General features: G+C 60.6%; 20 protein-coding genes and 1 tRNA gene. 10 read left to right on the top strand and 11 right to left on the bottom strand.

The window, feature by feature from the left end:
- Position 1: 1 nt before the first annotated feature.
- The 5 genes from AC3RLQ_RS31060 to AC3RLQ_RS31040 all read right to left on the bottom strand — a co-directional run bounded on the left by AC3RLQ_RS31060 (position 2) and on the right by AC3RLQ_RS31040 (position 4,133).
- Complete coding sequence (locus tag AC3RLQ_RS31060) at positions 2-1,189, bottom strand: DUF5906 domain-containing protein (RefSeq protein ID WP_493032949.1); 1,188 nt, start codon at positions 1,187-1,189, stop codon at positions 2-4.
- A gap of 149 nt (positions 1,190-1,338) precedes the next feature.
- Positions 1,339-2,355 (bottom strand): hypothetical protein, encoded by a 1,017-nt coding sequence (locus tag AC3RLQ_RS31055; protein ID WP_493032947.1) that lies wholly within the window; start codon positions 2,353-2,355, stop codon positions 1,339-1,341.
- 356 nt (positions 2,356-2,711) lie between these two features.
- Positions 2,712-2,786: transfer RNA gene (locus AC3RLQ_RS31050), tRNA-Lys, on the bottom strand.
- A 39-nt stretch (positions 2,787-2,825) separates the two neighbouring features.
- Positions 2,826-3,521, bottom strand: a complete 696-nt coding sequence (locus AC3RLQ_RS31045) for an HAD-IA family hydrolase (protein ID WP_493032945.1) — start codon at positions 3,519-3,521, stop codon at positions 2,826-2,828.
- A gap of 63 nt (positions 3,522-3,584) precedes the next feature.
- Entirely contained in the window at positions 3,585-4,133 is a 549-nt protein-coding gene (locus AC3RLQ_RS31040) for a hypothetical protein (RefSeq protein ID WP_493032943.1), read from the bottom strand.
- Positions 4,134-4,397: 264 nt separating this feature from the next.
- On the opposite strand from AC3RLQ_RS31040, the gene AC3RLQ_RS31035 reads away from it, so the two are divergent.
- A complete protein-coding gene (locus tag AC3RLQ_RS31035; protein ID WP_493032941.1) occupies positions 4,398-6,683 on the top strand; it encodes a DUF1549 domain-containing protein in 2,286 nt (761 codons plus the stop codon).
- A 59-nt stretch (positions 6,684-6,742) separates the two neighbouring features.
- On the opposite strand, the gene AC3RLQ_RS31030 is transcribed toward AC3RLQ_RS31035, so the two are convergent.
- Positions 6,743-8,143 carry a DUF1501 domain-containing protein gene (locus AC3RLQ_RS31030; RefSeq protein ID WP_493038791.1) on the bottom strand — a complete coding sequence of 467 codons (1,401 nt, stop codon included), beginning with the start codon at positions 8,141-8,143 and terminating at the stop codon, positions 6,743-6,745.
- 117 nt (positions 8,144-8,260) lie between these two features.
- Positions 8,261-9,367 (bottom strand): sensor histidine kinase, encoded by a 1,107-nt coding sequence (locus tag AC3RLQ_RS31025; protein WP_493032939.1) that lies wholly within the window; start codon positions 9,365-9,367, stop codon positions 8,261-8,263.
- Between the two features lie 335 nt (positions 9,368-9,702).
- Here AC3RLQ_RS31025 and AC3RLQ_RS31020 point away from each other — a divergent pair, with 335 nt between their 5' ends.
- A complete protein-coding gene (locus tag AC3RLQ_RS31020) occupies positions 9,703-9,885 on the top strand; it encodes a hypothetical protein (RefSeq protein WP_487682164.1) in 183 nt (60 codons plus the stop codon).
- A 298-nt stretch (positions 9,886-10,183) separates the two neighbouring features.
- Here the strand turns inward: AC3RLQ_RS31020 and AC3RLQ_RS31015 are convergent, their stop codons facing one another.
- Positions 10,184-11,902 (bottom strand): DUF4407 domain-containing protein, encoded by a 1,719-nt coding sequence (locus tag AC3RLQ_RS31015; RefSeq protein ID WP_493032937.1) that lies wholly within the window; start codon positions 11,900-11,902, stop codon positions 10,184-10,186.
- Positions 11,903-11,986: 84 nt separating this feature from the next.
- Here AC3RLQ_RS31015 and AC3RLQ_RS31010 point away from each other — a divergent pair, with 84 nt between their 5' ends.
- Positions 11,987-12,646 carry a GNAT family N-acetyltransferase gene (locus AC3RLQ_RS31010; RefSeq protein WP_493032935.1) on the top strand — a complete coding sequence of 220 codons (660 nt, stop codon included), beginning with the start codon at positions 11,987-11,989 and terminating at the stop codon, positions 12,644-12,646.
- Between the two features lie 70 nt (positions 12,647-12,716).
- Here the strand turns inward: AC3RLQ_RS31010 and AC3RLQ_RS31005 are convergent, their stop codons facing one another.
- Together AC3RLQ_RS31005 and AC3RLQ_RS31000 are read right to left on the bottom strand one after the other, a co-directional pair.
- The gene (locus AC3RLQ_RS31005) at positions 12,717-14,093 is read right to left on the bottom strand and encodes an alkaline phosphatase family protein (RefSeq protein ID WP_493032933.1); all 1,377 of its coding nucleotides are present in this window, start codon (positions 14,091-14,093) and stop codon (positions 12,717-12,719) included.
- Between the two features lie 158 nt (positions 14,094-14,251).
- Positions 14,252-16,036: an SLC13 family permease gene (locus tag AC3RLQ_RS31000; protein WP_493032931.1), complete on the bottom strand. Its 1,785-nt coding sequence runs from the start codon at positions 16,034-16,036 to the stop codon at positions 14,252-14,254.
- Between the two features lie 354 nt (positions 16,037-16,390).
- Here AC3RLQ_RS31000 and AC3RLQ_RS30995 point away from each other — a divergent pair, with 354 nt between their 5' ends.
- Entirely contained in the window at positions 16,391-17,662 is a 1,272-nt protein-coding gene (locus AC3RLQ_RS30995) for a putative Na+/H+ antiporter (RefSeq protein WP_493032929.1), read from the top strand.
- Positions 17,663-17,943: 281 nt separating this feature from the next.
- Positions 17,944-18,624 carry a hypothetical protein gene (locus AC3RLQ_RS30990; RefSeq protein WP_493032927.1) on the top strand — a complete coding sequence of 227 codons (681 nt, stop codon included), beginning with the start codon at positions 17,944-17,946 and terminating at the stop codon, positions 18,622-18,624.
- A 16-nt stretch (positions 18,625-18,640) separates the two neighbouring features.
- Here the strand turns inward: AC3RLQ_RS30990 and AC3RLQ_RS30985 are convergent, their stop codons facing one another.
- Positions 18,641-19,588, bottom strand: coding sequence for a class I SAM-dependent methyltransferase (locus AC3RLQ_RS30985; RefSeq protein ID WP_493032925.1), 948 nt, complete (start codon positions 19,586-19,588; stop codon positions 18,641-18,643).
- Positions 19,589-19,764: 176 nt separating this feature from the next.
- On the opposite strand from AC3RLQ_RS30985, the gene AC3RLQ_RS30980 reads away from it, so the two are divergent.
- The 5 genes from AC3RLQ_RS30980 to AC3RLQ_RS30960 all read left to right on the top strand — a co-directional run bounded on the left by AC3RLQ_RS30980 (position 19,765) and on the right by AC3RLQ_RS30960 (position 26,560).
- Positions 19,765-20,298, top strand: coding sequence for a sigma-70 family RNA polymerase sigma factor (locus AC3RLQ_RS30980; RefSeq protein WP_493032923.1), 534 nt, complete (start codon positions 19,765-19,767; stop codon positions 20,296-20,298).
- Positions 20,295-21,758: a LamG-like jellyroll fold domain-containing protein gene (locus AC3RLQ_RS30975; RefSeq protein ID WP_493032921.1), complete on the top strand. Its 1,464-nt coding sequence runs from the start codon at positions 20,295-20,297 to the stop codon at positions 21,756-21,758. Before AC3RLQ_RS30980 ends, AC3RLQ_RS30975 begins: the two co-directional genes overlap by 4 nt.
- A 9-nt stretch (positions 21,759-21,767) precedes the next feature.
- The gene (locus AC3RLQ_RS30970; protein WP_493032919.1) at positions 21,768-24,575 is read left to right on the top strand and encodes a PSD1 and planctomycete cytochrome C domain-containing protein; all 2,808 of its coding nucleotides are present in this window, start codon (positions 21,768-21,770) and stop codon (positions 24,573-24,575) included.
- Positions 24,572-24,814, top strand: a complete 243-nt coding sequence (locus AC3RLQ_RS30965) for a hypothetical protein (RefSeq protein ID WP_493032917.1) — start codon at positions 24,572-24,574, stop codon at positions 24,812-24,814. The genes AC3RLQ_RS30970 and AC3RLQ_RS30965 overlap by 4 nt, the downstream gene beginning before the upstream one ends.
- A gap of 270 nt (positions 24,815-25,084) precedes the next feature.
- Positions 25,085-26,560: a DUF1501 domain-containing protein gene (locus AC3RLQ_RS30960; RefSeq protein WP_493032915.1), complete on the top strand. Its 1,476-nt coding sequence runs from the start codon at positions 25,085-25,087 to the stop codon at positions 26,558-26,560.
- Positions 26,561-26,705: the final 145 nt, after the last annotated feature.

The raw sequence follows: 26,705 nt of genomic DNA, 5'->3' as shown, positions 1-26,705 counted from the left end.
ATTATTTTTTGATGAACAGAACATCGGTATAGCCGCGCACTTCACGACCCAGACGCTTCACGTGGTTGCTCTTCTCAACCTTGAAGCTGACGGAGGCACAGGAAAAGCGTGTCGATGTCTGGCTTGAAGAGAGCGATGCGCTGAGAGTGTTCGCAAAGGCAGCAATCCGGAACGGCTTGGGCACGATCACAGTAGAAGAGGTCACGTAGAAGGATCCCCGCATATCATGCTTGCCGCCGTATTTCTGCTCCGTCTGAACACGGTCCGCACCTGTCAGGGACTTGATCACTGCCGCACCTTGGTTGTTGAGGTAATCGGGAAGAACGTCCTTTCCGACAAGCGTAGATTTCCCAATGAAGCCGTGTGTTTCAAAGCGACCGGTTAGCTGATTGCTGCGGAGGTAACCAACTTTGCTGAGGCTGATGATTGCTTCGATGATTGAGATCAAGACGCTTTTGCCCGATCCCCCCTCCCCTTCAAGAATGGCGATGGTCTGTGCCTCGTTACCGGCAAACAGCTGGCGTCCAAGATCTCGCTGAAGAAGCAGGACATCGTCTGGATCAGGCAGGGCAGGACGAATCAGCTCATTGAGAAAACGTTCACATTGCGCCTCCTGATTATAGACGAAGGGGATCTTTTCAGTGAACCAATAATCAGGACTGTTTGGCAGCAAGACAGGAGCATCTGCCGAGAGATTGAGGACGCCATTTGCGATAGGTAAAAATGCTCCGACGGGCGGAGGAGGTTCACTGAATCCACGACATGCACCCACGAGATGCAGGAGATCCTTCAACTGCCCCGTTTTGCGTTTAACCAGCAATTCTGGTGCTTTGAACTCATCAGCCAGTTCCTTGAGCGTCGCAGCCATCTGCTTGATCAGGGAGTTGGAACTGACAGGGGCCCAAATGCCTTCTTTGTCGTGAAATTGGAAGAACTGCTTGTCTCTGGTCCGAAATGCGACCTTACGAGTTTCGGCGAACAAGGCGGCAAACGCTACCGGATTGAGCTTCGGCTTCTCACCTTCATTGATCAGGATGGAGCCGTGTTCTTCTGCGATTTTCTCCCGGTGTTTTGCTTTATCGTCATCCTGGTTGTCCGGGGCGTTATTGCTAGTGGGGTTGGTGTGAGGGGCATTTTTCTTGGTGAGAGGTGCCTTTGGTGATGGTTTCGTCTGAGGTGGTTTTTTCATAACGATGGGATGGTGCCTCCTCCACCCCTCTTCCGCGACGCACGGCTATTCCTTTGGAATACAAATGCACCTGTGCGTATTTGAACCTGCTTGCGAGCCAAGGTCGTACGAGTCGTCCGTCTCTGTCGCAACGATAGAGATTTTGATCCCTAATGCCTCCTCTTGGCCATTAGCATCTCCTCCCAATTATCGCACCTTCGCGCCTTCGCGACATGCTGCGCGCTCTCATCAACCGGGAATCGGCATACCCAGCTCATGCGCTCTTCCGCCTTATCCTGCGACATCGTTAAAAACCTCCGTGCGACCCGTAAAGGGACTCGTTCTGCAATCCATTCCGCCAGAGGCTTTTTGCCGCAATCCTTGGCGTTTTCCTTTGAAAGTTGGGACAATAGGCGCGCTTCAAGATCATGATTGCAGGTGAATTGCTTCTGAATTGGGGTCGCCCAGGCTTTGATTATTCGATCCGCCTGTTTCTTTGCAGCTGTCCAAACTGACGCTTTCTCTGCGAACAATCCCTGTGCGTTTCCTCTCCCGATTTTCGAGAGCTTCACTGCCGACTTGTATTCTCGGTTCTTCAGCAATCTCATGGCGCCAAGTGCCTTCAGAGCTTTCCGGACTGTCGCACGTTCGTCTTTACCCGGCTTCTTGACCTTGCAATCATCGGAGGCCTTTGGCTCGTTTTCATCGAGCCATTGTTTGAAAGCCGCAACAATTTCCCCGTTCGAATAGTGCCAAGAAAATACGAACGGCATGGCTGTCACGTGCACGAGTCCCTGTTCGCCAAAGCCGATTGCGTCCACCAGGCCATCCGTTGTTGTTTCCAGAGCCGCAAGACCACATCGAAACAACGGTGGAAATGATGGTGAATCCTTTCTGTGCTGATTCAAAATTGCCGTGCGTCTCTCGGCAGGTATTTTCAGCCATGGAGTAGAGGGGAAGTGTTTGGCGCACAACTTGTAGAACTTCTTCAGTGATGATGATTTCTGAATGACATCCTTGAGCGTTCCCCCATTGAAGATCCAGGCCCGTGAATATTCGTATTCAAAGCAGTCATACAACTCATCGTCTGAGCACGCCCTAAAGTCAGAATCCTTGTTCTCTGACGGATTAAAGTCCCATTCCTCTCTGAGGATGTCCTGGGGCTTAATAACGTTGTGGTCGGGCATACGCAAACAATGAAGAATCACCGATATTTGGCAACCTCCTCACCTGATCACATCCGGCAACGACTCCGCAGCCTTCTTCAGCGCACCAGTGCAGACGGATCCTGTGGTGTTTGCTCCACAAATGCCGAAAGGTCGTCCAAGTCGTCCGGAGACCATCGAGGAGGCAGAAAATTTGCGCCTGCGTCACATCCGGCTGAAACTCGGCTTTTCCCTTTGAGATTTCCCATTCCTGTGTCGCCCACTTTCACCGTGAAACGTCGCCGAACGATTCAGAATATAGGCGGATAATGTTCCCACTATGTTCCCTTTGGGCACCATTTGGGCCGCTTTTCTTCATCAACCACTCATTATCAAAGTGGTACGCAGGGAGGGGATCGAACCCTCGACCAATTGGTTAAAAGCCAACTGCTCTACCGCTGAGCTACCTGCGCATTCCCGAATCGGGGGCGGGTATGTATTCATAAGACAGCTCAGTGCAAGCCTGAATATGCCCCGGCGCGGACTTTCTTCACCAGCACGCAGAGTCCGCTTTCAGGTCGATTCACGTGAAAAGCATGAATTCCGCTGTTCTCCGCCCCGACCAGATCACACTTTTTGTCATCGCCGATATGCAGTGCCTCCTGTGGAAGACAGCCTGCAGTGGCCAGCGCGGCCTCAAACATGCGCGGATGCGGCTTGGCGGCCCCGACCTCGCTGGAAATGATGACCTGCTCAAAAAAGCGCAGCAGACCATGCCCGGCCAGGATGCTGCGCAGCCGGCGGTCGAAATTCGACAGCACCAACAGCCGGTGATCACGCGAGAGGTCCTCCAGCGTCGGCACCACGTCCTCAAACACGCTCCAGGCCTGCGGCAGCGCGTAGTGGAGGTAAAGCTCATCAAACAGGCCATCCAGCACGTGTTCCGCCACAGGATCACCCAGCACGCGGCCAAACACATCTCCCACAAGGGCCCGCCACCAGCCACGGTCATCATCTGCGGGCAGCTGGCCGACCGCATGCAGCGGTGGTGCAGTCTCCTTCCAGGCCATGCGGAAGGCCTGCATGATGGCCTCCGGCTCTGCCTTGATGCCATGCCGCAGGGCATGCTGCGCATACGTCAGTCCTACCGGCTCAGCAGGCCGGATCAGCGTACCGGCCGCATCAAAAAACAACGTTTGCAGCGGCATAAGGCTGAAAAACAAAAAACGGGAGCGACTTTGCAGTCGCTCCCGTGGGGAAATCAGATGCAATTACTTGGAAGCGGTGACCGGATTCTTCGGATTCTTGCCGTAGGTCTGCTCCTGCTCAGGCTCCACGGGGAGCTGTGGCAGGCGGCAATGATGGCCGGAACCAGGGAGGAGATAGCCACCATTGAGATCGTTCAGGCTGCCCACCATGTAGGACTTGGGCTCTGGCGGAGTGATGATGTCCACAGCACCAAAGAGACCACGGCTGACGGTTTCACCGTAGGTGTAGAGCGCGCTCTGATACACGCGCTTGGTCGAAACCATGCCACGCTGCATGATGCCTGTCGCCACCCCGGGCCAACGGCGGATCGCGCGGGAAGCAAAGCTGGCGCCATCATCCACGGTGTCCATACCGTAGTCGGCGTAGCGGTTGGTCTCACGGAAAGCGATGTCGTCAGTGCGATACACGGCATCCACGCCGATGTTGGTATAGTCACGGGCCTGGCGATCACTCACCTTGCCGACGAAATTGCTGCCGTCATCGACGATGTCCATCGTGCTGGTTTCCGCCTGACCGACGCCCTGACTTGCATAGCCGAGGCCTCTGTTCACGTAGCCCGCATCACGGCAAGGCAGCACTGAAGAAGGACGCGGGTTGTTCACGAGGTTCCTCGTAGCAGTGCAGGAAGCGAGTGTGGAGAGTAGAACAAGGGGCAGGAGCAATTTCATAGATTAATGCGTGATTCTGTCGGAAAGGACCATGGATTGTCAAAGCTAAAATCCTCCAATCTCCGACAAATGCACGCTCGAATGTCGCAGAATGTGAAAGACCCCTGCCAGCAGGGCGTTATCGCGCCATCCCCCCTCTGTATGTTCATGAAGCTGAATCCTCTCTGTGCCGTTATTGCATCGCTCGCCACGTCGGCCTTGGTGGCCCATGCCGCTCCCGATCTGAAGGCCACTGCCGCCAAGATTGACGAACTCGTCAACGCCAAGCTCGCGAAGGAGAAAATCCAGCCCAACAAACCCGCCAGCGATGAAATCTTCGTCCGCCGCGTTTATCTCGATGTCGCAGGCCGCATCCCCACGCTACAGGAGACCAGCGAGTTTCTCAAAAGCAACGACACCGACAAAAGGGAGAAGTTGATCGACAAGCTCCTCGCCGGTGACGGCTACGTGCAAAACTTCTACAACTACTGGGCCGACATCCTGCGCATGAAGAGCCAGATGGTCGGCGGTGGCCAGAGCCTGCCCGCCTTTTACGGCTACTCCAAATGGCTGAAGGACAGCCTGCGCGCCAACAAGCCCTACGATGAAATGGTGCGCGAAGTCGTCACTGCCAGCGGCAAGAGCTACGAAGACGGAGCCATCGGCTTCTACATCCGCGATTACAACATGCCGCTGGATAACATGGCGGTGACCACCCAGATCTTTCTGGGTACCAGCATGGTCTGCGCTCAGTGCCACAACCATCCGTTCGATAAATGGACGCAGATGGACTACTACCAGATGGCGGCCCACACCTACGGCATGACCGCCAGCAACGGTGTCACCAACCCTCTGCTCGCCCAGGCCATATACGGCGGCGGCGCGGCCAAGAACAAGGCCAACCGTTACGGCAGTGCCGTTACTAAATTTGAACTCCCCCAAGGCATCGAGCGCAAGGACGTCGGCCGAGCCATGACCGAAATCCTCCGCCCGCTGCGCTACAACACCGTGCTGGATCAGACGGACAAAAAGCCCCTGCTGCTGCCGCACGATTATCAGTACCCCGACGCCAAACCCAAGCAGAAGATCGGGCCCGTCATCCCCGCCGCCTTCAGCAAGGACGGCAAGATCGTGAAGGAGGGAGTGAAGCCCGTCGCATCCTACGCCTCATGGATGACGAGCAAGGACAACCCGCGCTTCACCACCGTCATCGCCAACCGCCTGTGGAAAAAGCTCATGGGCCAGGGCATCATCGAACCCGTTGACGAGATCACGGACAGCACCGTGCCGAGCAATCCGCAGCTCATGACCTTCCTCGAAGAGACGATGAAGGCCGCCAACTACGACATGAAAGCCGTCCTGCGCGCCATCCTGAACTCGCAGGCCTACCAGCGCGAAGCCTACACCAAGGACGTCGAACTCGGTGAAGTGTACAATTTCCCCGGCCCCCTCCTCCGCCGCATGAGCGCCGAGCAGATCTGGGACAGCATGGTCGCCCTCTACAAGCCGGGTGCCGACAATCCCAGCATCACCACCAAGGTGGATGCCGAGATCGCACTGCGCCGTATCGAGTGGCTGGATCGCGCGCTGAACAGCCTCACTCCACAGCAGCTCCAGGCCTGCACCATCGCAGTCGCTCAAAAGCAGAAGGAACTGGCCGCCGAAGTCCGCGCCGCCCAGGAAACCATGGATGCCGCCTCCAAGGCCAAGGACGAAGCCGCCATCCGCGCCGCCCGCAAGGCCATCCAGAGCCAGCGCAAGCGCATCGATGAAGCCGTGGACGCCGTGGTCTATGACGTCGGGTTCAAGCGCTTTGCCGAGCTCGCCCGCGAAGGCAAGCTGGATGAATTCTCCAAGGATGAAGACTTTGCCAAGGAAGTGGCCGCAGTCATCAAGCTCAAAAAAGACGGCGAAGACCTCAGCATGGATGAGGCCCTTGACATTCTGGCCAAGCAGCGCCGTGCCAAGCTCAATGCGCAGGCCAAGGCCCGCCTCGCCGCCGACGCCGGACGCTTTGAGGTCGATGACAAAAATGAAAAAGCCGCCCTCGTCGCCTGGGAAAACTTCCGCGACACCTACATGCTGCGCGCTGCCGATCTCCGCAGCCCGGCGCCCAACGGCCACTTCCTGCGCGAGTTCGGCCAGAGCGATCGCGAGCTCGTCGAAAACTCCAACGACGATGCCAGCGTGAGCCAGGCGCTCATGCTGCTGAACGGCAAGATCTTCAGCCAGCTCATGAACCGCTACACCGTCATCGCCCGTGCGATGGACAAGGCCAGAAAAGAAGGTTCCGAAGCCGTCATCGACACCGTCTATCTCAGCCTCCTCAGCCGCAGGGCCACCCCCGAGGAAAAGGAACTGCTCAAGCCCATCGCCGACAACGCCGACACCACCGACCGCGGCGACGTCCTCTGGACCGTCCTGAACACCCGCCAGTTCTTCTTCATTCAGTGAAGTTGCCCAGTTGCGGCGCAACTGGGATGCCTTGTTGCCAAGCAACAAGGCAGCTTTCTCTACGCCATCACGCCCTTCACCACCTCGCCCGCAATGTCCGTGAGCCGGAAGTCACGCCCGGCGTAGCGGTAGGTCAGTTTCAAATGGTCCAGACCCAGCAGGTGCAGGATCGTGGCATGCAGGTCGTGAATGTGCACTTTGTCCACAGCGGCGTAGTAGCCGTAGTCGTCCGTCGCGCCGTAGGCCGTGCCGGGTTTGCAGCCGCCACCAGCCAGCCACACGGTGAAGCCGTGCGGATTGTGGTCCCGGCCATCACTGCCTTGCGCCACCGGGGTGCGGCCAAACTCGCCACCCCAGACCACCAGCGTGTCTTCCAGCAGGCCGCGTGATTTGAGATCTGCCAGCAGTCCCGCGATGGGCTTGTCGACTTCGGCCGCGTTCTTCGTGTGGCCTTTGAGAAGGTCGCTGTGCTGATCCCACTGCACAAAGCTGTCGCTATGCGTCACCTGCACAAACCGCACGCCGCTTTCGGCAAAGCGCCGCGCCATGAGGCACTGGCGGCCAAAATTCGCCGTCACCGGATCGTCGAGGCCATACATCTTGCGCGTGGCCTCCGTCTCACCGGAGATGTCCTGCAGCTCCGGCAGCGTGGATTGCATGCGGTAGGCCAGTTCAAAGGAATTGATGCGCGCCTCCAGCGCCGCATTCGCCCCGGCCACCTCCAGATACGAGTGATTCATCTGCGACACCAGATCCAGCTGCGCGCGCTGCTGCTCAGGCGTGAGCATCTTGTTGTGGATGTGCTTCACCACCGCCTGCTCCGCCGGCACGCTGGCATTGCCCAGTGGCGTACCCTGGCAGTAGGCCGGCAGGAAGGCGGAGCTCCAGTTGCTCACTCCGCCATGCGCCAGCGTCGGGCAGATGGTGACAAAGGCCGGCAGGTCTGAATTCTCCGTCCCCAGACCGTAGCTCACCCATGAACCAAGACTCGGGCGCACAAACGTGTCACTGCCCGTGTGCAGCTTCAGCAACGCCCCGCCGTGCGCCGGGTTCGTGCCGTGCATGGAGCGGATGATGCACAGGTCATCCACATGCTTGGCCACATGCGGAAAGAGATCGCTCACCGGCAGGCCGCTCTGGCCGTACTGGCGGAATTTCCACGGCGACTTCAGAAGATTGCCCGTCTCGGCGAATTTCACGCGCGGCAGCGCAAAAGGCGGTGGCTTGCCGTGATCGCGGTCCAGCATCGGCTTCGGATCAAACGTGTCCACCTGCGAGGGGCCGCCCTTCATCAGCAGGAAAATCACCCGCTTGGCCTTGGCCGGAAAATGCGGCTGCTTCGGTGCCAGCGGATCAATCACCGCCGCCTTGGCAGATTCCAGCCCCAGCACGCCCTGCAGCGCCAGATAGCCAAATCCCGCGCAGGAATTGCGCAGCATCTCGCGACGGCTGAAAGGCATCATGGGGGGCATGGTTTTCACATAGCAACATACGGGCCTTGTTGGCCGACTCTTGCTGCCCAAGTACGCTGGATCGGCTTCGCCCGTGCCATTCCGGCTTCTACCGACCTGCCCTCATCAATGACGGACGCAAAGATTGGGAAGTCTCACCCCAAAGGATGCTCCCTTCCCCACCTCAGATTCAAACGTGATTTCGCCGCCCAGAAGATGCGTCAGGTACCGTGTGGCCAGCAGTCCCAGCCTCAGCCCGGGAAAATGGGAAGCAGATGCGTGATGCATCACACAAAACATCTGTCGTGCCTCCACCACGCTGATTCCATTCCCGTTGTCCGAGACCTTCAGCAGAACACCCTCCGCCCCATCTCCTGAAACTTCGACTTGGACCACTCCCGTCTGGGCTGCACAAATGGCATTGGTCACCAGATTGTCGGCAATGGCATTGAGCTTCTTCAGATCGGTTGTGATCGTCGCCGGCCCGCTGGTCCTCTGGCACGTCAGCCGAGTTTGCGTTGTCCTCGCCAAGGCGCGATGCCTCTGTTCCAGCGCTTCCAGAAAGGAATCCAAATCCACGCGATCACTCTGGGCCGGAGATTCGCCCGCCAGCAGGGGTGCATAGCTTTGCAGCCGGTCGAGAAGCCTCTGCAAGTGAGTGCCGTTCATTGCCAGCCTGTCCATGACCTCATTCACTCCAGGGTCTCTGGGCCCCTCCACCAGAGATGTTGCATTGAGCAAGACGGACTGCAGGGAGTTGCGCAGTTCATGGGTCACCCCCTGCAAAAGCTGCACCCGTGAATGAGCGGCCGCCCTGGAGATTTCTGATGCCGCCATCAGTCTCTTGTTCGCGTCTTTGAGCTGGCTGGCGTGCAAGGCAATCTCCGCCTCTTGCGCCGCCACGAAGTGCAGGCAGTAGTTCGCGACCTTGACATCAAAAAAAAGCCGCGCCTCTCGACAGGCCTCGGCCAGAGACGCGTCTGCAACGCATCCCTTCAACCGTAAAATCTCCAGCACCACCACCTCGCTGATGCCGCCCAGCGCCTTGATGACCACATCAAGCCGATGCCCCGTGTGGCACTCCATCCCTGCCGCAGGGCTTGGCGGCATTTGCGGCTCCCCGGTCATCACATGAGGAAGCACCAAAATCAATTCGTCCAGCAGCAGCGGCAGATTCGTTTGAATCGAATCCAAGATGGATTGATGCCCCTGCCCCCTTGAGTCAAAAGCCATGGCGCATTCGGCCATGATCCGGGCGCTGTTTTCTTTCAGGCACTGCCCCAACACTCCGACATCTGAAGGTTGGTTTGGGTGGGGCGTGATCATTTGGCATGACTCTTCGCATCTGCTGGCATCATCAGATGCGTCTAAATGCACCCGTGAGTAGCGGAGGCCTCCACGATCGCTCTGAAGTCGTCCCCGGAAGGCAGCAACCGGGTTTTTATGATCATTGAATGCATGGTCGAAATCTACGCTTCAAAGCACATCATTGCGCCAAAATTTCCCTCTGAAATATGCACGCGACTTTGGGGGTGCACGCGATTTCACGGGGAATCCACTTAAAAGCCATGTCATCTCACATCACCGTCGAACGCGTTGAGACAAAGCAGACCCTCATTGAAGTTGCCGCCAAGACTGCAGAAGAGGCCTTTAACGAAGTAAAAGCCGGTCAAGGACACGAATTGGGGACAGTCAAAAACTCCGAGCTCCTGATCCGTGACAAAGACCTGCCCAAGCGGTCGCGCAAATAAGCTGCCGAAGAAGCCAGACGACAAAATAAAGACATCACCTCATCAAAGCGGGACGATTCTTTAGCTGAGCATCAGGCCAGTACGATGGACACTCCTGTCGGTCGACCAGCGCTCACGCAGGCCGTATCATAACCGCGCCGGTGGAAGCCCTTCTGAGCCGGTTCCATCGCTGCGCAAAAGCACAAAGTTTGCAGCTGGCAAACCGGCGATCATGACTATTGAAGGCCGGTTTGGAGTGAAGCGTGAGCGAGACAGCCTGCACCGCCGCTGATCGACAGGCAGGAAAGCCTGTCGTACTTTACGCCCGCCCCGTCGCCGGCGTCCCGCGCTTGGCATCATCTTGGAAGAATCTCTCCATGCGCTCGCGCAGGTCGGCGTAGAAATTGCGGGACATCTCCTCGATCGCATCGGCGGTGTGGCTGACCCCGCTCTTGGCGGCCAGTTCCCGCGCAATGCGGCTCCGTTCTTCAAAGTCGCGCTCCAGGTCCATGAGGTACACCAGGAACTCCTTCGCGGAACGCGCACCGTCCACGCTGGTGACCAAAGAACGCTCCAGCGTCTTGTTGCGCGTGAGGTTCAGCATTTTGCTCCCCGCCAGCTCCTTCATCTGCAGGCTGAAGCCTTCCATGAAGGCCTTGCGCTCGCCTTCAAAACCCATCTCCTCGCGGTCCAGCAGCGTGTCATACGGGCCGGGCTTGGAGAAGAATTTCATGATCAGCGGAATCGTGTCCACCAGCATGAAGAGCAGCGTCAGCACCAGGTAGGCGACGAGTGCAAACGTGCCGCCCTGCGCCCCCTGCTCAAACAGCTCATGCAGCGCCAGCGTCTGCGTGAGGATGTCACGCCGCGGCTCCGCGCGGATGCCGGAGATGCGGGTGTCCTCGTCCTTGATGAGCTGGGTGATCTCCGTGTGCAGATTCTTCTGCTGCAGCAGCAGCGCGTCGATCTGCGTTTTGAGCGTCTCGCGGATGGCGTTCTGCTGGCCCACAAACTGGTCTGCCTGCTCCGTCTGCACCTTCTGCTTCAGCATTGCCACGCGATCCCGCTCCGCCTTGTCCAGCGCGGCTTTCTCAGCCGCCTGGGCATCCAGCGCGGTGTTCACACCATCCTCGGCCGCTTTGATTTCAGCCACCACTGCCACGCGGGTCTTCGTCATCGTGTCCAGCACGCCGCTCAGACGCGCGGACTCCGCACGCCGCCAGGTGAGCTGGTCTTCCTGAATACTCTTGGCACGCGGCCCCAGGCCGATGATGCCGCTGCGCTGGCCATTGACCTCGCGCTCAAATTCCGTCTGCCAGTGGTTCAACTCCTCCGCAATCTTTTGGTAATCCTTGCTCAGCGTGGCCATCTCCGTGTCCAGCTTCGTCAGGCGTTCTTTGCCCGGAGCCACCGCCTCGGCGATCTTCGCCTCGCGCTCCGCCTTGGCCGCCTTCTCATCTTCCGTCAGCGGCTTCTCGATCGGCTTGCCGCTGTCATCCAGAAACTTCGCCTGAAAGGTCGCGTTCCAGTTCTCGCGCTGTTTGGCGATCTCTTCCTCCAGCGGCACCAGTCGCGCCTCCACGGCGACCTTCTGCTGCTTGGAAACTTCACGCGCCGCTTCGATCTCGCTCTGCCGGTGTTTCTCGATGACCGATGAAATCGTGTCCTTGAACAGCAGCAGCGTCAGTGGATGTGAAATCGTCACGCCCATCAGCGCCGCCACCACCAGGCGCAGCGAGAATTGCGAGATCTTGCGGAAGAAGCCCTGATACGCACGATACGTGGCCAGCAGCGCACGGTCCACCGTGAGGATGATGAACGACCACACCAGCGACACCGGCGCGATGATGTACCAGTTGTCCGTCAGCGTGCTCAGCGCATACGCGCAGGCGATGATGGCAAACGTGGAGGGCACCAGCACCGTGGCGCCAAAGGCCACGTACTTGCGCCGCTCCCACGCCGGACAGGCATCGAGGTTGTCGGAGGAGGCTGCAGAGAGCCAGAAAAAGACGCGTTCGATGCGTTGCAGGAGGTTCATGGGCGTGTAGGGCTGCCGGATTCGGAGTGTGCGGGCGGGCGCGGGATTGTCAATCTGCGGGACTGGATTAATAAGACCCACCCTATGACGCCCGTGTTCGACGAAGCATTCATTTGTGATTCCGTGCCTGCGGAAATCATGGATCATGCTTGGGCGATGGGCTGGCGGCATTTCGGCAGGCATTTCTTCCGCTACAGCACCCAGCAGGCCCAGGACGGCAGCCTGCAGACCATCACCCCGCTGCGCATTGATACCGCCTCTTGCACCTTCTCCAAAAGCCAGCGCCGCGTGCTGAACAAGAACGCCGACCTGCGCACCGAGATCGCCCCCGCCACCATCGACGCCGACCTGCGCGCCCTCTTCCAGCGCCACAAGCAGCGCTTCACCCACAACATCCCCGAAACCCTGGAAACCTTCCTCGGCCCCGATCCCACCCGTGGCCCCTGTGAATGCCGCATGATCCGCGTGTTTGATGGCCCGCGCCTCATCGCCGCCAGCTACCTCGATGTCGGCCAGCACGCCGCCTCCAGCGTCTACGGCCTCTTTGAGCCCGAGCACTCCCGGCGCAGCCTCGGCATCCTCACCCTCCTGCTGGAGATCCATCACTGCCGCACCGCCGGCCTCCGCCATCTCTACTCCGGCTACGCCACCCGCGAGCCCAGTGTGTACGATTACAAAAAGCAGTTCCGCAGCACCGAATATCTCGACTGGACCCAAGGTGAGTGGCGGCCACTGCCGCCTTGACGTTCCCGGCAGGGCGGATGCCCGTGGACGACGGTGATTGCCTTTGATCTTTGGGCGGCGGAGAAGCTGCCTACTTGCCCTCCAAGAGCGGCTGCAAGACGGGACCATCCATGTTTTTCACCTTCAAGCCGAGCAAGGCGGCAAGCGTCGGTGCCACGGAGGTGTTGCTGACCGTGCCGCACCGGGCGCCCGCCTGGATGCCCGCGCCCCAGGCGACAAACGCCGCGTGCATGTCCGGCTCTGCGGCGTCAGATCCGTGTGAGCCCTTGGTCACACCATCCGGAGGCGTCACCACCACGTCGCCTGCCGGCGAGTCCACGAAATTGAAACCGCTCGCCGCCGACAGGACGAGGTCGGCCATCTGCGGATTCTTCGCTGGATCAGGCAGCCCCTGGGCGGCGAAGTCAGCCTGAGAGGTCACGGCTCCCACGCCTTCCAGTTGGCGGAACTGCTCTGCGAGCTTCGCCACCTGCGCCGCACGACCTTCATCCCGCAGCACATAGACAAAGCAGGCTCCGCCCTGCGCCACGGCGCGGACACTGCCGCCCGCGATGCGCGTCCCGAGCGCGGTGAGCAATCCCTCCTGCCGCAGCAGCACATTCGGCAGAACTCGCCGGCGGTAGGACACGAAGCCATGATCAGACACCACCACCAGCGTCGCGCGCCCGCCTTGAGTGCGCTGCAGCTCCTGCCAGAGCTCGGCCACGCACGCGTCCTGATTTTTCAATGCGGCATAGGCCTGCGGTGAGCGGGGACCAAACCGGTGCTGTGCGTGATCGAGCTCCACAAAATGCATGAGCAGCAGATGCGGGCGATGAAGGCCCAGCAGATGCTTCCCCATCTGCGCAAACATGCGGTCCCTCTCCGCGATGCGTCCGGTGTTCCACCACTCCTCCTGCATGCCCCAGGGGATGCCTTTCGCGGTGAACTCCTCCAGCAGCGAGGGTGTGGCGAACTGCTTCACCAGCGCCAGCGAGCCCACATCCGGAATGGTCCAGTCCAGCGTACGCGCACCTCGAGTCGCAGGCCAGATCAGCGCTGCCGTCTTGAGTCCCGCCTGTTTCGCGAGGTCGTAGATCGTCGGCACCTTCACAAGCTCGTCCTTGTTGAAAATGGGATCGACCACCAGCGGCACGATCTCATTCTTCACGCGATCAAGCACGCTGTTGCCAAGCACCCCATGCTTTCCGGGATGGACGCCCGTGACCAGCGTGGTGTGGTTGGGCCAGGTGACCGTGGGCATCGAGGCGATCATGCCCTGCGCACGCGCCCCCTCGGCGACCAGCCGGCGCAGCGTCGGGATCTCCGCCACGGGATCGTCGAGGTAGAAGTTCGCCAGGCCATCCACGCTCACCATCAAGACCATGCGCTCGGGAGTTTCCGCATCCACGCGGGCGGCACCAAGCAGCATGAAGAGAGCAAGCGGGAGAATGGAGAGACGGCACATTCCTGCGATGTAGCCTGCCAGCTCCGCGTTTCAAGCGATGCTGCACAACGCTGAAACCTCTCCGGCTGGGCGGAGTCAGAGCTGAAGCTGCTGGAGAAGCACGGTTCGCCTCTGTAACCTGATGTGCACTCTGACACCGTGCCCGCCCCCCCTCCCCGTCAAGGCCGCGCCACAAACGGCCAGAACAGCGGGATGAAATAAACGGACAGGCCCCAGAAGAGCAGGTTCAAGGGCACCCCCACACGGACGAAGTCACTGAAGCGATAACCGCCCGCATTGTACACCATCGTATTGGTCTGGTAGCCCACGGGGGTGGCAAAGCTGGTGGAGGCGGCAAACGTCACGGCCACCAGGAAGGGCTTGGGATCAAGGCCGATGCTATGCGCCGTGGCGATGGCAATGGGGGCGATCAGCACGGCAGCCCCAGTGTTGCTCATGAACTCCGTGAGGATCGCGGTGACGAGATAGATGGCCGCAAGCAAAGCCACGGGATCATCCCTCCCCGCGAAGCGGAGCACCACATCCGTGATGGTCTGTGCGGCGCCGGTCTTCTGCATGGCGATGCCCAACGGCAGGATGCCCGCCAGCATCACCAGCACACGCCAGTCCACCGCACCGTAGGCCTGCTCCGGGCGCAGGCAGCGCAGGATGATGAGCACCAGCACTCCCGCGAGCGCCCCCACAAGAATGGGTAAAATTTTCAGCGCGGCGAGCACGACGACAAGAACGAACACCCCCAGCGCCAGCAATGTCTTGCCACGCTGGCGCACTGGCGCCTCCAATTCGTTGAGGACGAGCAGGCCGTCCTCCGCACGCACGCGGTCGATGCCCGCCTGCTCTCCCAGCAGCAGCAGGGCATCTCCTATGCGAAGCCTCACGCTGGAGAGCTTTTCACGCAGCACCTGGCCGGTGCGCTGCACCGCGAGGGCGATGACGCCCGTCTTCTGGCCAAAGCGAATTTCCGCCAGCGTGCGCCCGATGAAGGGCGAGCCTGGCGGGACAATGGTTTCACAGAGTTTCACCTCGGTGGAGCGGATGGTTTCATCCCGCAGCTTGAACTCGGGCTCGATTTCAAGCTTCAGCTTGGTGGTGACTGCCAGCAGCTTGTCAGGCCTGGCGCGGACGAGCAGAAGATCCTGCTCCTGCACGCACTCACCTGCGGCGGCCATGAGGGTGTGGGTGGCACGACGGATCTCCAGCACGGTGACGTCATGCTCACGTGACAGCGGAGTCTGGCCAATGCGCTGGCCGATGAGCGGAGAGCCCGCCATGACGCGCAGCTCCGTGACGTACTCGCCAAGCTGATAAACGTCCGTGAGCTGCTCCGCACGGCGCGCCGGCAGCAGCCAGCCCCCGAAAAAGACAAGGTAGGCAACCCCCGCAACCGTCAGCAACAGTCCCAGCGGGGCAAATTCAAACAGGCTGAAGCTGCCGAGACCTGACTTCTCGTAGATGGAGTTCACGAGAAGACTGGTGGAGGTGCCGATGAGCGTGCACACGCCGCCAAACTGGGAGGCAAAACTCAGCGGGATGAGCACGCGCGAGGCGGGGATCTTTTTCGCAGCGGCAGCGGCGATGACCAGCGGCAGGAAGACGGCAACGGCCGCCGTGTTGTTGACGAAGGCGGACACGGGCACCACGCAGAGCATGACGAGCATGCAGAACATGCCCGGGCTGCTGCCGCCGCTTTTGGCAAGCAGCCTGCCCAGGGCATCCAGCGCACCCGTCTTCTGCAGGGCTGAACTGAGCACGAACATGCAGCCCACGATGATGACGGCTGGATTGGAAAAGCCCGCGATTCCCTCCTCCACCGTGACCACACCCGTGATGAGCAGAACAGCCGCGGCCAGCAGCGCCACGATGTCCACCGGCAGCTTTTCCGTGGCAAAGAGCATGACGGCGCCCAGAAGCGTGAGGAGGGTCACCCAGAGATCAAAACTCATGCGGGCAAATGATCATGGAAGTCCGGGCCCGCGCAGCGGGACCTTCGGATGAGGTGAGTATGTTTCATAGGGGGTGCAAAGAGAAACGCAGCAACGGAGCCAAGGCAAGATCAGGCTACGAACCGCAGCCCCCCATCATGAGAGAATTCGCACAATCTTTGTTCAAGGGTCTTTGAAGGCAGCGAAGGAATCGCAAACGACGCAGTCGATGGATGCACCACATGCATTTGAGAGGTATTCGGGCGGCTCATTCATGCCGCAGAAGCGCACGACAAACCCGGTTTCGCCTGCTACCTCATCCCACATCTACAGGACTCCAAACCCGCATCTGCCGGTGACTGACACCTTCAAAGCATGAACGCCTCCCCCATCGAAATCCTCGCGACCTCGCTCTTCGCCCTCGCCGTGCTGCACACCTTTGCGGTCAAGCGCTTCGCCCACTGGGCCCATCGCTATCCCGAAGGCTCCATCATGGAGAACATCCTGCATTTCCTGGCGGAAACCGAGGTCGTCTTTGGCCTTTGGGGGGCGGCGTTGTTCGCGGGAATCGCCGCGCTGAAACACTCGCTCCATGACGCGGTGGTCTACATCGAGGGGTTGAACTTTACGGAGCCCAAGTTTGTCTTTGTCGTCATGGTCGTGGCGGCGACCCGTCCCGTGGTGCAGCTCGCTGAAACCTGCATCTCAGGCCTCGCACGCATGCTGCCGTTCCAGGCCAGCGTGGCCTACTACTTTGCCGCCCTTTCCTTCGGCACCCTGCTGGGCTCGCTCATCACCGAGCCTGCGGCGATGACCCTGATCGCCATCCTCCTCAAACGCCGTTACTTTGACTGCGGCATCGGCGCAGGCCTCGCCTACGCCACGCTCGGGCTGCTGTTTGTGAACATCTCCATTGGTGGCACGCTCACGCACTTTGCCGCTCCACCCGTGCTCATGGTCGCCTCCAAGTGGCAGTGGGACTCCTGGTTCATGCTCACCCACTTTGGCTGGCGTGCCATCGCCAGTTGCATCGTCGCCACCGCCCTCATCACCTTTTTCTACCGGGCCGAGCTCAGCCGGGTGGAAGTGGTGGAGCAGCCCGCGCGGCCCCTGCCCGCATGGCTCACGCTGCTGCATGTCGTCTTCCTGGCGCTCGTCGTCCTCTTCGCGCATCACCCGGATGTCTTCTTCGGCGTGTTCATGATCTTCCTCGGCATGGTCAGCGCCACGCAGGAGTATCAGGACGATCTGCGCCTGCGTGAGGGCCTGCTCGTCGGCTACTTTCTCGCCGGCCTTGTCACCCTCGGCTCGCTGCAGTCCTGGTGGCTGCAGCCGCTCATCGCCGGGCTGGATGGCTCCAGCATGTTCTTCGGCGCCACCGGCCTCACCGCCCTCACCGACAATGCCGCCCTAACCTATCTCGGCTCCCTGGTCGAAGGCATCTCGCCCAAACTCCAATACGCCCTCGTCGCCGGAGCCGTCACCGGCGGCGGCCTCACCGTCATCGCCAATGCCCCCAATCCCGCCGGCATCGGCATCCTGCAAAGCTCCAAGGCCTTCAACAACGAAGGCATCAGCCCCCTGCGCCTCTTCCTCGGAGCCCTGCTCCCAACCAGCATCGCCATCCTGTTCTTCTGGTTTGTCTGATGCTGGCAGACGGCTCCCAGCCGGATTTGATGCCAGATGCCACGCCTAAGCACGGCATCATGGCATCTTTTTTTCAGAGCACCTGCCCAATCGTGGCAAACCATGGCAAAACACAGACACTTGAGCGCATCGAGGCGCGGCCTTTGGAAGTGAGTGATGGAGATGACGGCATCTCTTTCGCATGAATTTGATGCCATGGTTTCATGCCGCAGCCGCCTGGACCAGCCCCCGCTTCACTTCTCCCCTTGCCATCCGGCTGCCGCCGGGTATTCGCGCAATAGATGGCCTACCACCAAACCTCCGAACATGATCACGATGACCATGTCGAGCACCATGGCTACATCGCCATCGGTGAAGTTCGATCCGCGGAGGACGGGCAGCTCGCATGCCTGACCTTGTTTGAACTCGGCATCCCCTGCGAACTTGCCCACGGCGAATCTGAGGTGGACGAGTTGCGCCGCTTTCTCGAGAGCTGGTCCGCAGGTCAGCGGCTTTTCGTCAAACCGCAGGATGCCGCACGAGCTCTCGCTGCCGTTGGTCCCAGGCTCGCCCCCACGCAGATCTGGACGAATGAAACTCTGTATCTTGAGCAGTGCCCCACAGAGCATCTCTTCAAGATCTTGGACTTCCGCGATATTTGGACAAAACCCTGGGAGGAAGCCGCCCTCGGCACCGCCACGCGAGAGCTGGCGGCGCGCGGCATTCAGTATCCGCCTGACGGCGTTTCTTCCTGGATGCTCCCGGCCACTTGTTTGATCTTCGGAATCTGGGGCGGCCCCTTGGCTGGCCTCATGATGCGATGGCGCATCGACAAAATGAGACCCACAAAAGAAGGTGGCCAGCGTCCCCACTATGATGACAAAACCCGCCAAAGGTCAGACCGCTGCCTGCTTACAGTTTTCATCATTTGGTGTGCCGTCGTCTTTGCGGGCATGGTTTTCAGAGGGCTGCACCCCGACTAGCCTGGTCCGCGCCCCTCTACCGCCGGATATGCAAAAACAGATTCACGCCCTCGGGCTCCCACATCACCTCGATCGAATCCGCTGGCGCTCCCGCCTCCAGCGCCAGGGCGCGCAGGTGATCCCGCGTGCGGTGCTGCAGCACCCAGTCGCCCAGCAGCTCCATATAGTCGCGGCTCGGGTTGTGGTCGGAGAAATTCCCCACCACCACCTCCCCGCCACGCTTGGTCACGGCCATCAGGGCCTTGAGCAAAAAGACAAACGTCCGGTCCGTGAGGTAGTCAAACAGCCCCGCCGACCACACTAGCTCGTAGCCCTTGGCCGGCAGAAAGCGCAGCACATTGCGGTGGTAAAATTCCACCCGCTTCGCAAACGGCGCACACAGCTTCTTCGCCCGCTCGATGGCGTGGATCTCGGCGTCCACACAGTCGAAAAACACATCACAGTCCGGGTTGTCCAGCACCCACTCGCGCACGTCCCGCGCCGGGCCGCTGGCCACGTTCAGCACGCTCAGCGGCGCCTTGGTGCGCCCGGCGGAGTGGGAGTTCAGCAGTTGGTGAAAGTAGGCCTTCCTATTGCGCACCGCATTCGGCGCAGCCTGCGAATGGAAGTAGAGATCCCAGCGCCGCAGGTGCGGCTCTTGGGCGATCTGCAGCGTGTAGATGGCCTCAATGATCTCAAAATCACCGCTGTAGCCGTATTTCTTTCCCAGCGCCCGCGCCTGCATCGTCCCTTCCAGATGCCGGTTTGTAACGTCTTGAGCGTAAGCAAGCACATCATCCCGGGCGATCACCTTGGCCCGCACTGCATCCCCCAGCAGCCGCAGCGTGCGGTTCATCTGCGCATAGTCATTCGGCATCGGCCCCCCTTGGGCGATCAGCTCCCGCAGCAACTCGTCACACTCAATCAAAGGCGCAAATTCGTTCTTACGAACTGAATGGCGTTCTTGGAGGACAGGTGGCGGCATGCGCAGGGGGTGGCAGATTGAAGCCTCGATAGGCGTAATAGCTTGATAATAAGCGTTTATTTACATTTCGGGAAGCAAAAAGTAACAGCTCCCGCCTGCAAACCTCTGTTTTGGGTCAATTCACATTCATCCGTAAAATCAGCCCGTCTGGCGGAGATAAGAACATAAGCCCACTCATGTCTCCCTCCGAAAACGAACGCCACCACCGCTTCCTGCGCAGCTTCACCGCGCATGAGCCCGCCATCCGCGCCCACGTGCGCCGGCTGGTGCCCGCTCGGGCGGACGCCGATGACGTGATGCAGGAGATCAGCGTGGTGCTGTGGGAGAAATTCGACACCCTGCACGAGGGCGCAGATTTCAAAGCCTGGGCCTTCGGCGTGGCACGCTACGAGGTCCTCGCTTGGCTGCGGGATCACGGACGCGACCGCCTGGTGCTAGACGAAGAGGTCATCACCAAGATCGCCGAGGAAACCACCGCCATCGAGCCCCTGCTGGAGCGCCAGCGCGAGGCCCTGGAGCTCTGCATGCAAAAGGTGCCCGAAGAGCAGCGCGGCCTCCTCATGCAGGCCTATCAACCGGACTCCAGCATCCAAACCGTGGCGCAAGGCAGCGGCCGCACCGTCCCCGGTTTTTACCAATGGCTGCACCGCATGCGCAAGCTTCTGCTGGACTGCATCCGCCGCGCCATGACACAGGAGGTGGCCTCATGAAAGCAGAGCTGGAAGTTCTCACCACCGTCTATCTCGACGGCACCATAACGCCGCCGCAATTGCAGCAGCTCAATGCCCTGCTGCTCGCCGATGCCGAGGCACGCCGTGAATTCGCCGAGCTTCTCAACGTGGACTCCGCCCTCGCTGCGCTGGCGGCAGACTGGGCACCGCCTCAAGTCGCCGCTAAGCCCGTGAAGCCTGCCCGCTGGCTCACCGCTTCCCCACGCTGGCTCGCCGCAGCCGCCTGCATTTCCCTGCTGCTCGGTGCGTGGTTTTGGCAGGACACCCATCGCGCCTTTGCCACCGTGGGCAAAGCCGCCGGCGTGGTGGAGCTGGCAGATGGCACCAAACTGCGCGGCGAATCCTATGCCATCAGCGCAGGCAGCATCTCCCTCACCACTGCACGCGGCGCACGCATCGTCATCGAAGCCCCGGCGGAGTTTCGCTTTGAGTCCGCGCAGCGTCTACACATGAAGCGCGGCCGCCTTGCTGCGGATGTCCCACCTTCAGCCAAAGGCTTCACCGTCATCACCCCCACCGGAGACGCCGTGGATCTCGGCACACGCTTCGGCGTGGATGTGCCCTCCAGCGGCTCCGCCGAGGTCCACGTCTTCCAAGGCGAAGTCATCACCAAGGCCTCCGGCTCGCAGGCCAATCAAAGCCTGCGCGGTGGCGATGCCGTGTCGTTTGCTCAAGGTGCCAGCACCGCACGCGAGCTGCGCTCCTCCGCCTTCATCCAGCCCGATGAACTCCCCGGCCTCACCGCCGGACTCGCCGCCGGTCAGCGCGCGCGCTCCGCCGCAGCCGTCGCCGCTTTGAAGCAAGACCCCGCGCTCATCGCCCTGCTCGATTTCGAATCCGCCGAAGAACTCCCCGGCGTGTACCGCAGCGTGCAGGGCCGCTGGCCCGGCTCCCACGCCCCCGAGTTTGTGAATGTGGGCGATCACTTGAAACTCGATGTCGGCGGCGGCCGCGACTGGCCGCAGCTCACGCTCGCCGCCTGGGTGCGCATTGACCGCCTCGGCGCGCCCTACCAGTCCCTGCTACATACGGATGGCTGGAGCGGCAACAATCCCGGCCAGGTGCACTGGATCATCAACCGCGACACCACCATGCGCCTCGCCCTCATCGGCAACACCCTCGCCCCCGGCTCCACCGAGCGCCAGGGCCACCCCGACTCCCGCACCCCCGTGCTGCCAGAGCAGGGCCGCTGGGTTCACCTCGCCACCGTCTATGATTCCACACGCGGCACCGTGCGCTTTTATCTCAACGGTCAGCTCGACAGTGAAACTCACCTGCAGACCGCGCACCCCGCACGCCTCGGCCCCGCGCAGATCGGCAACTGGAACCAGCAGGACCGCAAGCTCAGCGGTCGTGTCGATGAACTCCTCCTGCTCGGCCGCGCCATGTCTGACGATGAACTCCGCGCCCTGCACGCCGCAGGCAATCCTTACCGCTGATCCCACTTCATGAAGCTGGCCGCTCTCCTTCTCCTCACCTCTTCCAGCCTTGCCGCTGCCGTTGATTTCGTCCGCGAGGTCCGCCCCATCTTGCAGAAGCACTGCTACAGCTGCCATGGCGAGAAAAAACAAAAGTCCGGCCTCCGCCTCGACATCAAAGCCGCTGCCTTCAAAGGCGGAGACAAACACTCGCCCGACATCATCTCCGGCAAAGCCAGCGACAGCCCGCTCATCCACTTCATCACCACCGATGACGACGATGAACTCATGCCCCCCAAAGGCAAGCTCCCCGCCAGCGACATCGCCACCCTCACCACTTGGATCAACGAAGGCGCCCCATGGCCCGACGGCGTCGATCTCGCCAAACTCGAAGACCGCCGCGATCACTGGTCCTTCAAGCCGCTTCAAGTTCCAAGTTCTCCTCAAAGCATCGACTCCTTCATCGACGCCAAGCTCGCCGAAAAAAACCTCCACCGCTCCCCTCCCGCAGATCCCGTCTCACTCATCCGCCGCATCACCTTCGACCTCACCGGCCTGCCACCCACACCCGAAGAAACCACCGCCTTCGAAAAAGAGTTCATCCATGATCGAGCATCCAGCATCCAGCATCTAGTGGACCGCCTGCTGCAAAGCGAACGCTACGGCGAACGCTGGGCGCAGCACTGGCTCGATGTCGTGCGCTATGCCGACACACACGGTTTTGAGGTCAACACCGAGCGCCCCAACTCCTGGCCCTACCGCGACTACGTCATCCGCGCCTTCAACAACGACACACCCTATGATCGCTTCATCAAGGAGCAGATCGTGGGAGATGCCATGGGCCAGGACGCCGCCACCGGATTCCTCGTCACCGCCTCCGTGCTGCTGCCCGGCCAGATCGGCAAGGACGATGCCTCCAAGCGCCTCGCACGGCAGGACTCCATCGATGAGATGGTCATGAACATCGGCCAGACCTTCCTCGGCCTCAGCGTCGGCTGCGCACGCTGCCACGATCACAAGTTCGACCCCATCACCGCCAAGGATTACTACGCCATGCAGGCCTTCGTCGCCGGTGTCGAATACGCCGACCGCGACCTGCACACACCCGCCGCCGAAGCCGCACGCGCCGAGGAGAAAAAGCTCAAAGCACGCCTCGCTGAAATCGACAAAGAACTCGCCCATTTCGTGCCCATGGCGAAATCCGGCGCCGAGCGCCCCATGATCAACGCCCGTGAAAACTCGGACCGCTTTACACCGGTAAAAACGCAGCGCCTGCGCTTCACCATCAAGGCCACCACCAATCTTGAGCCCTGCATCGATGAGCTCGAAGTCTTCAACACCTGCGGCGAGAACGTCGCCCTCGCCACCACCGGCACCAAGCGCAAATCCTCCGGCGACATCGGCGTGGCCGAGCGCCACGAGCTGAAATTCCTCAATGACGGCCGCTACGGCAACTCCCGCAGCTGGCTTTCCAACACACTCGGCAAAGGCTGGGTCGAGCTCGAGTTCCCGCAGGAGCAAACCGTCGAGCGCGTCGTTTGGAGCCGTGACCGCGACGGCAAATTCACCGACCGCCTCGCCACCGATTACCAAATCGAAATCAGCGATGCCGCCGGCCAGTGGCACACCGTCGCCGATGCCAGCGACCGGCAGAAGTTTGATCCGAAAAGCAAGAAGCTCGCGAAGCCCACACTCAAGGGACTCACTCCGGCCGAAAACAAACGCGCCCGCCCGCTCTTCGAGGAAAAGTCCCGCACCGAGAAACAAATCGCCCAGGCAGTCAACCAGCAGAAAGTCTTCGCCGGAACCTTCCGCACCCCGGACGACATCCACCTCCTCAATCGCGGCGATCCCGAGCAGCCGAAGGAAGCCGTCACACCCGCCGTGCTCAGCGCCCTTGGCAACGTGACACTCCCCAAAGAATCCGCCGAACAGGACCGCCGCCGCGCCCTCGCCGACTGGATCGCCAGCGCACAGAATCCCCTCACCGCCCGCGTCATGGTGAACCGCATCTGGCAGGGCCACTTTGGCACCGGCTTCGTGCAAACCCCCAGCGACTTCGGCCGCATGGGCATGAAGCCCACCCACCCCGAACTCCTCGACTATCTCGCCGCCGAATTCATCCGCAGCGGCTGGAGCGTAAAACACATGCACCGCCTCATCCTGCTCTCAGAGACCTACGCTCAATCAAGCCAGACTCATGATCAGCCACCGCCCTCCGCATCCCGCACGACTGGCAGCGAAATCATAAATCATAAATCAAAAATCATAAATGAAGGCCCCCTTCTCGATTCCGACGTCCGCTACCTCTGGCGCTACCCTTCCCGCCGTCTCGAAGCCGAATCCATCCGCGACTCCATGCTCGCCGTCAGCGGTCGTTTGAATCTGCAGATGTATGGCCGCGGCTTCAATCTATTCGATCAACGCGGCGGCCTCAGTGGCTTCGATCCCATCGAGACCTTCAATGCCGAGAACCAGCGCCGCATGATCTACGCCCACAAAGTGCGCCGCGAGCCCGAAACCGTCTTCGGTGCCTTCGACTGCCCAGATGCCGGCCAGAGCACCGCCCGCCGCATCGAAAGCACCACCCCCATCCAGGCCCTCAATCTCTTCAACAGCCTCTTCACCCTCGAACAATCCACCGCCTTCGCCACTCGCATCCAGCAGCAAGCCGGCACCGACCCCGCCAAACAAATCACCCTCGCCTACCAGCTCTCCCTCAGCCGCCCCCCCACCGCCACAGAACTCGCCGACTCTACCCCACTCGTTCAAACCCACGGCCTCCCCGCCCTCTGCCGCGCGCTCTTCAACAGCAACGAATTCCTCTTTGTGCCATGAGCTTGCTCATCCAAAATGCGGCGTTCAGTGGCAGTACCGGATTGATCATGACTTTCGACCAATTATCCAAAAAGCTGCGCCAAGTGCGTTCGCAGATGCCGCGAGTATGCGCTGAAGAAGCATATGCCCAAATGGATCGGCTGCTCGCAGCCCAGAAGAATTCATCCACTCAGCGGCTCCCGAAGGGAGCAGAGAAAATAGCCGGTGGTGAAGCGAAACCGCGAAGCGGTGCAGCGTGAACCACCGGACCAGTCACACAACAGCCCCACATTCAAAGCCGCATGCCAAAGGTATGCGAGAAGCCCTCGAAACAAACAACGCTCACGCGCCAACATGCCGTACCGTAGAATGGGTGTGGCGACAGCCCGCCCGTTCATGAGCGCGTGAAAATACCCCATAACTCACACCCCACATCTGCTCACTCCAAAAAATGAGGTTCACGAAACGCTATATCGTTAAATCTCCCCCCGTTGTGGAGAGTACCAAATGAACCTTCCTCATTTGAGCCGATGATCCACCCCTCCGAACACCTCTCCCCCGCCGGCCACGCATTGCTCGACCGCCGCCGCTTCCTCGGCAGCAGCGCCACGGCCCTCGGCTCCATCGCATTGACCAATCTCCTCGGCCTCGACGGCCTGTTGGCGGCGCAAGCGAATGGCCCCATCATCGATCCCGCGCGCCCCTACGCCCCACGCCAGCCGCATTTCCCAGCCAAGGCGAAAAACGTCGTCGTCATCTTCTGCGCCGGTGCCGTCAGCCAGCTTGAAACCTGGGACTACAAACCCGAGCTCATCAAATGGGACGACAAGCCCCTGCACGGTGGCCCCGCCGTCACCTTCCAAGGACCCGCAGGCAATCTCGCACGCCCGCAATACACCTTCCGCCAGCGCGGCCAGACCGGCAAGTGGGTAAGCGACATGATCCCGCATCTCGCGGAGCTCACGGATGATTTCGCCTTCGTGCATTCCCTCACCAGCAAGTCGAACACGCACGGCCCCGCCGAGAACTTCCTCTCCACCGGTTTCAATCTCGACGGCTTCCCCTCCCTCGGCGCATGGACGACCTACGCGCTTGGCAGCGAGAACCAGGACCTGCCCTCCTACGTCGCCATTCCCGATCCACGCGGCGTACCGCAAAACGGCGCCAACAACTGGGGTCCGGGCTTTTTGCCAGCCGCATTTCAAGGCACCACGATGAGCTCCAAAGCCCCCGTGCGCCATCTCGCCGCCACGGGTGTCTCACCCGCCACGGATCAGGCCGCGCGCACCCTCCTCCAGCGCATGAATGCCCGCCATCTGGAAGCCCATCCCGGCGATGGCAAGCTCGCCGCACGCATCGCCAGCTACGAACTCGCCGCACGGATGCAACTCAGCGTTCCGGAGATCAGCGATCTCAGCACCGAGCCCGCGCACATCCTCAAACTCTACGGTGCCGACGACACGCAAAACGCCGAGAAAGCAGCCTTCGCCAAGAACTGCATCCTCGCCCGTCGCCTCATCGAAAAAGGCGTGCGCTTTGTGCAGCTCTTCAACGGCGCCTACGCCAGCGGCGGCAAGCTCAACTGGGACGGCCACAACGCCCTCAAGGAGCAGTACGACGTTCACGCCCCCATCCTCGATCAACCCGCAGCCGCCCTCATCCGCGATCTCAAATCACGCGGCCTGCTCGATGACACCCTCGTCGTCTGGTGCACCGAATTCGGCCGCATGCCCTTCTTCCAAAAAGGAGCCAAAGGCCGCGACCACAATCCCGACGGCTTCACCTGCTGGATGACCGGCGCAGGCGTCAAGCCCGGCGTGAGCTGTGGAGAAACCGACGACCTCGGCCAGAAAGCCGTGAAGGACATCCACCCCCTCTACGACTTCAACGCCACCATCCTCCACCTCCTCGGCCTCGATCACGAACGCCTCACCTTCGAACACAACGGCGTCCAGCGCCGCCTCACCAACGTCGAAGGCCACGTGATCAAGCAGATGCTCGCGTGAGCCTCCCCATTTGGAGTGCGGTCGCGCAGTGAGGAACGAACGCAGCTACCGCTTTCCGCAGGCCGCTCAACTCGCTCATACTTCAAATCTCTCGATAGCTACACATAGCGTCGCACATACCAGCCCCAAAGGGGCTGCGGAGTCA

It is taken from the genome of Prosthecobacter sp. GW821-HT29F12, from assembly GCF_058803405.1.
The sequence above is the reverse complement of the archived record's forward strand: the minus strand, read 5'-3'. Positions and strand labels throughout refer to the sequence as shown.

What these genes read in the sequence shown, in the direction of transcription:
- AC3RLQ_RS30975 (WP_493032921.1), top strand. Translation starts at nt 20,295, where the DNA reads ATGAAAGCAGAGCTGGAAGTTCTCACCACCGTCTATCTCGACGGCACC.
- AC3RLQ_RS31035 (WP_493032941.1), top strand. Translation starts at nt 4,398, where the DNA reads ATGAAGCTGAATCCTCTCTGTGCCGTTATTGCATCGCTCGCCACGTCG.
- AC3RLQ_RS31000 (WP_493032931.1), bottom strand. Translation starts at nt 16,036, where the DNA reads ATGAGTTTTGATCTCTGGGTGACCCTCCTCACGCTTCTGGGCGCCGTC.
- AC3RLQ_RS31055 (WP_493032947.1), bottom strand. Translation starts at nt 2,355, where the DNA reads ATGCCCGACCACAACGTTATTAAGCCCCAGGACATCCTCAGAGAGGAA.
- AC3RLQ_RS31030 (WP_493038791.1), bottom strand. Translation starts at nt 8,143, where the DNA reads ATGCCTTTCAGCCGTCGCGAGATGCTGCGCAATTCCTGCGCGGGATTT.
- AC3RLQ_RS31025 (WP_493032939.1), bottom strand. Translation starts at nt 9,367, where the DNA reads ATGGCTTTTGACTCAAGGGGGCAGGGGCATCAATCCATCTTGGATTCG.
- AC3RLQ_RS31060 (WP_493032949.1), bottom strand. Translation starts at nt 1,189, where the DNA reads ATGAAAAAACCACCTCAGACGAAACCATCACCAAAGGCACCTCTCACC.
- AC3RLQ_RS31010 (WP_493032935.1), top strand. Translation starts at nt 11,987, where the DNA reads ATGACGCCCGTGTTCGACGAAGCATTCATTTGTGATTCCGTGCCTGCG.
- AC3RLQ_RS31020 (WP_487682164.1), top strand. Translation starts at nt 9,703, where the DNA reads ATGTCATCTCACATCACCGTCGAACGCGTTGAGACAAAGCAGACCCTC.
- AC3RLQ_RS30990 (WP_493032927.1), top strand. Translation starts at nt 17,944, where the DNA reads ATGGCCTACCACCAAACCTCCGAACATGATCACGATGACCATGTCGAG.
- AC3RLQ_RS31045 (WP_493032945.1), bottom strand. Translation starts at nt 3,521, where the DNA reads ATGCCGCTGCAAACGTTGTTTTTTGATGCGGCCGGTACGCTGATCCGG.
- AC3RLQ_RS31005 (WP_493032933.1), bottom strand. Translation starts at nt 14,093, where the DNA reads ATGTGCCGTCTCTCCATTCTCCCGCTTGCTCTCTTCATGCTGCTTGGT.
- AC3RLQ_RS31015 (WP_493032937.1), bottom strand. Translation starts at nt 11,902, where the DNA reads ATGAACCTCCTGCAACGCATCGAACGCGTCTTTTTCTGGCTCTCTGCA.
- AC3RLQ_RS30960 (WP_493032915.1), top strand. Translation starts at nt 25,085, where the DNA reads ATGATCCACCCCTCCGAACACCTCTCCCCCGCCGGCCACGCATTGCTC.
- AC3RLQ_RS30970 (WP_493032919.1), top strand. Translation starts at nt 21,768, where the DNA reads ATGAAGCTGGCCGCTCTCCTTCTCCTCACCTCTTCCAGCCTTGCCGCT.
- AC3RLQ_RS30980 (WP_493032923.1), top strand. Translation starts at nt 19,765, where the DNA reads ATGTCTCCCTCCGAAAACGAACGCCACCACCGCTTCCTGCGCAGCTTC.
- AC3RLQ_RS30995 (WP_493032929.1), top strand. Translation starts at nt 16,391, where the DNA reads ATGAACGCCTCCCCCATCGAAATCCTCGCGACCTCGCTCTTCGCCCTC.
- AC3RLQ_RS30965 (WP_493032917.1), top strand. Translation starts at nt 24,572, where the DNA reads ATGAGCTTGCTCATCCAAAATGCGGCGTTCAGTGGCAGTACCGGATTG.
- AC3RLQ_RS30985 (WP_493032925.1), bottom strand. Translation starts at nt 19,588, where the DNA reads ATGCCGCCACCTGTCCTCCAAGAACGCCATTCAGTTCGTAAGAACGAA.